The following is a 4,374-nucleotide window of genomic DNA, read 5'->3' as shown; positions in this document are numbered from 1 at the left end:
GGCCGCGAGCACGGTGGCCACGGCGAGCCCCAGGGCGAGCGCGCCCCTGCGGGAACGGGACCGGGAACGGGAAGAGCGAAGATCGCGGAGGTTCATGCCTCCATGCTGTTCCCGTGCAACGCCCGTGACCATGGAGGCAATCAGGAGAATCCGGGGTGGGGGATTACCCCCACCGGCCCGCCCGCCCCCGCCTCCGGCTCGCTATGTCGGCCGCCGCCGGATCTTGTTCCCCAGCCAGACCAGCGGGTCGTACTTCCGGTCGACGGCGCGCTCCTTCAGGGGGATCAGCGCGTTGTCCGTGATGTGGATGCCCTCGGGGCACACCTCCGTGCAGCACTTGGTGATGTTGCAGTAGCCGAGGCCGTGTTCCTCCTGGGCGGCGGCCTTGCGGTCCAGGCCCGTGGAGGCGGCGGCGTCCAGCGGGTGCATGTCGAGTTCGGCCACCCGCATCAGGAAGCGGGGACCCGCGAAGGCCGTTTTGTTCTCCTCGTGGTCCCGCACCACATGGCAGGTGTCCTGGCACAGGAAGCACTCGATGCACTTGCGGAACTCCTGGGAGCGGTCCACGTCCTCCTGCATCATGCGGTACTCGCCCGGGCCGAGGTCCTTCGGCGGTACGAAGGCGGGGACCTCCCGCGCCTTGGTGTAGTTGAAGCCGACGTCGGTCACCAGGTCCCGCACCACCGGGAAGGCGCGCAGCGGCGTCACCGTGATGACCTCGTCGCGGGTGAAGACCGACATGCGGGTCATGCACAGCAGGCGGGGGCGGCCGTTGATCTCGGCGGAGCACGAACCGCACTTGCCCGCCTTGCAGTTCCACCGCACCGCGAGGTCGGGGGCCTGGGTGGCCTGGAGGCGGTGGATGATGTCGAGGACCACCTCGCCCTCGTTGACCCGGACGGTGAAGTCCTTCAGGTCGCCGCCGTCGACGTCGCCGCGCCAGACCCGGAAGCGCGCGTCGTAGGCGCCCCCGCCGCCCGCGCCGGAAGCCGGATCAGTGCCGGAAGTCGTACTCGTACTCACTCGTAGAGCTCCTCTTCGGCGAGGTACTTGACCAGCTCTTCCTTGTCGAAGAGGGCGAGCAGGTCGGGGCGGATGGGGTCGGTGGTGACCCGGGTGAGGGCGATCTGGCCGCGGGCCGGGTCCGTCGCCGTGAGGACGCCGGTGGGATCGGCGAGCGCGCACAGCAGGTTCACGCGGCGCCAGTCGCGGTTCATGCCGGGGTGGTCCTCGCGGGTGTGCCCGCCGCGGCTCTCGGTCCGCTCCAGGGCGGCCCGCGCCACGCACTCGCTGACCAGCAGCATGTTGCGCAGGTCGAGGGCCTGGTGCCAGCCCGGGTTGAACTGGCGGTGCCCCTCCACCCCCGCCCGGCGGGCCCGCTGCCGCAGCTCCCCGAGCCTGTCCAGGGCCTCGGCCATCTCGCCCTCGCGGCGGATGATGCCCACCAGGTCGTTCATCGTCTGCTGGAGTTCCTGGTGCAGGGTGTACGGGTTCTCGGGGGTGGCCCCGGCCTGCGGTCCCTCCGCGCTGAACGGTCGCAGCGCCTCCGCGGCCGCGGCGTCCACCAACGCCTCGTCCACCACGGGCGCGGTGGCCGACTCGGTCGCGTACCGCGCCGCGTACAGACCGGCCCGCCGCCCGAACACCAGCAGGTCGGAGAGCGAGTTGCCGCCGAGCCGGTTCGAGCCGTGCATGCCGCCCGCGACCTCACCGGCCGCGAAAAGACCTGGCACGCCGCGCGCCGCCGCCGTGTCCGACTCGACCGCGATGCCGCCCATCACGTAGTGGCAGGTCGGCCCGACCTCCATCGCCTCGGCGGTGATGTCGACGTCCGCGAGCTCCTTGAACTGGTGGTACATCGACGGCAGCCGGCGCCGGATGACGTCGGCGGGCATGCGCGTCGACACGTCCAGGAACACCCCGCCGTGCGGCGAGCCGCGGCCCGCCTTCACCTCGGAGTTGATGGCCCGCGCCACCTCGTCGCGGGGCAGCAGCTCGGGCGGCCTGCGGTTGTTGTCGGGGTCCTCGTACCAGCGGTCGCCCTCCTGCTCCGACTCCGCGTACTTCTCCTTGAAGACGTCCGGGATGTAGTCGAACATGAAGCGCTTGCCGTCGGAATTGCGCAGTACGCCGCCGTCGCCGCGCACGGATTCGGTGACGAGGATGCCTTTCACCGAGGGCGGCCACACCATTCCCGTGGGATGGAACTGCACGAATTCCATGTTCAGGAGCGGCGCCCCGGCGAGCAGCGCGAGCGCGTGCCCGTCGCCCGTGTACTCCCACGAATTCGACGTCACCTTGAAGGACTTGCCGATGCCGCCGGTGGCGAGCACCACGCTCGGCGCCTCGATGACGAAGAACCGCCCGCTCTCGCGCTCGTAACAGAAAGCGCCGCTGACCCGATCGCCGCCCGCGGCGGAGCCGCTATTGGACGCTGTGAGCACCCGGGTGACCGTGCACTCCTGGAATACCTTCAACCGGGCTTCGTGGTCCCCGAATTCGCGCTCGTCCTCCTGCTGCAGGGCGACGATCTTCTGCTGGAGCGTACGGATCAACTCAAGTCCCGTACGGTCGCCGACATGCGCGAGCCGGGGATATTCGTGCCCGCCGAAGTTCCGCTGCGAGATCCGGCCGTCCTTCGTACGGTCGAAGAGCGCTCCCCAGGTCTCCAGTTCCCACACCCGGTCGGGCGCCTCGCGCGCGTGCAGCTCCGCCATCCGCCACTGGTTGAGGAATTTCCCGCCGCGCAGGGTGTCGCGGAAGTGCACCTGCCAGTTGTCGCCGGAGTTCACATTGCCCATGGACGCCGCGATGCCGCCCTCGGCCATCACCGTATGGGCCTTGCCGAACAGTGACTTGCAGATCACCGCCGTACGGGCGCCCTGCTCACGCGCCTCGATGGCGGCCCGCAGCCCGGCGCCGCCGGCCCCCACCACGACGACGTCCCACTGCTGCCGTTCCACTTGAGCCATGTCAGAAGCACCTGTCGCTTAGAAGAGGGTCGGATCGTCGAAGGCGCCAGAAGCGATCAGATACACATAGAAGTCCGCGAGCGCGACGCTGATCAACGACGCCCAGGCGAGCAGCATGTGACGGCCGTTCAGCCAGCCGACCCAGCGCCACATCCGATAGCGCACCGGATGCTTGGAGAAGTGCTTGAGCTTGCCGCCGACGATGTGCCGGCAGGAGTGGCAGGACAGCGTGTAGGCCCAGATGAGGGCGATATTGACGACGAACACGAGGGTGCCGAGCCCCATGTGTCCCCACTCGTAGTGCTCGTCACGGAACGCGAGCACGGTGTCGTACGTGAGAATGCCCGCGACCGGCACCGCCGCGTAGAAGAAGTACCGGTGGATGTTCTGCAGGATCAGCGGGAAACGCGTCTCACCGGTGTACTTCGCGTGCGGTTCCGCGACCGCGCAGGCGGGCGGGGACGCCCAGAATCCGCGGTAGTACGCCTTGCGGTAGTAGTAGCAGGTGAGCCGGAAACCCAGCGGGAAGATGAGGATGAGCAGGGCGGGGGAGAGGCCCCACCAGCTTCCGAAGATCTCCCAGTTGGGGCCGTTCCTCATCGGCTCGCAGTTCTCCGCGATGCACGGCGAGTAGAACGGCGAGACGTAGGGCGCCTCGTAGTAGTCGGCGTTCGCGAAGGCTCGCCACGTCGAGTACACGACGAAGGCGAACAGTCCCGCGGCGGTCGCGGCCGGCTGCAGCCACCAGCGGTCCGTCCGTAAATGGGCAGCGGTGATGGCGGCGCGCGTGCCGTGCCGTACGCCGCCGGGGGCCGTGCCCTTCTTCAGATGGGGTTCCGTGCCAGTGGCCAACGAGGCTCCACTCCTTCGTAGGCGGGGGTGCCGGGGGGTGCGGCGAGGCTTCGGCCCGCTCGGGGCGTGCCGCTAGGGGGCGCGGCGGTCGCGGGCGCCGAGGCCCTCGTCGTCCGAGTCCGTCCACAGGGACCGGTCGTACGGCGTGTCGGGGATGGTGACCAGCTCGGGGCGGGCCCCCGGGGGAGCGGGCGGGGACGGGGACGTCGGGGTGTCGGTGGCCGCGGCGCGCAGCAGGGCGACGCTCTCGCGCAGGTGCTCGGTGTCCATGCGGACCCGGCGGAAGTCGACGCCCGCCAGTTCCGCGCCGGCCCGCCGCTCGACCTGGTCCACTGTGCGGACCAGGTCGTCCACACATCGCTGAATAGCCGTCAGATCATCTTGCAGAGCCATGACTTGCCCTCACTTCGCGGGTGCGGTCGCAACGCTCATGCGCCTGCGAGTGTCGCGCCTCACATCCCGCGTTGGGAAGCCATCTGCGCGGATTCACCCCCTCCGGGGGGTTCTTGCTTGCGGTGCGGATGCGCTCTTCTTTCCCGCCCGCCCGCCC

The 4,374-nt window shown here is 69.6% G+C and carries 4 protein-coding genes; all 4 read right to left on the bottom strand.

Annotated features, from left to right (window positions below; genetic code table 11):
• Positions 1-201: 201 nt before the first annotated feature.
• Entirely contained in the window at positions 202-1,023 is an 822-nt protein-coding gene (locus tag STRAU_RS07005; protein ID WP_016639560.1) for a succinate dehydrogenase/fumarate reductase iron-sulfur subunit, read from the bottom strand.
• Positions 1,020-2,972 carry a fumarate reductase/succinate dehydrogenase flavoprotein subunit gene (locus STRAU_RS07000; RefSeq protein WP_037657951.1) on the bottom strand — a complete coding sequence of 651 codons (1,953 nt, stop codon included), beginning with the start codon at positions 2,970-2,972 and terminating at the stop codon, positions 1,020-1,022. The genes STRAU_RS07005 and STRAU_RS07000 overlap by 4 nt, the downstream gene beginning before the upstream one ends.
• Positions 2,973-2,990: 18 nt before the next feature.
• A complete protein-coding gene (locus STRAU_RS06995) occupies positions 2,991-3,824 on the bottom strand; it encodes a hypothetical protein (RefSeq protein ID WP_016639558.1) in 834 nt (277 codons plus the stop codon).
• Between the two features lie 72 nt (positions 3,825-3,896).
• Positions 3,897-4,217 (bottom strand): hypothetical protein, encoded by a 321-nt coding sequence (locus STRAU_RS06990; protein ID WP_037657949.1) that lies wholly within the window; start codon positions 4,215-4,217, stop codon positions 3,897-3,899.
• Between the last annotated feature and the right edge of the window lie 157 nt (positions 4,218-4,374).

Origin of the sequence: Streptomyces aurantiacus JA 4570, assembly GCF_000414115.1 — a bacterium.
GTDB lineage: Bacteria > Actinomycetota > Actinomycetes > Streptomycetales > Streptomycetaceae > Streptomyces > Streptomyces aurantiacus_A.
This window is presented reverse-complemented; position numbering and strand designations above follow the sequence as displayed.

Coding starts and splice junctions, on each gene's coding strand:
- STRAU_RS07000 (WP_037657951.1), bottom strand. CDS start 2,972: ATGGCTCAAGTGGAACGGCAGCAGTGGGACGTCGTCGTGGTGGGGGCC.
- STRAU_RS06990 (WP_037657949.1), bottom strand. CDS start 4,217: ATGGCTCTGCAAGATGATCTGACGGCTATTCAGCGATGTGTGGACGAC.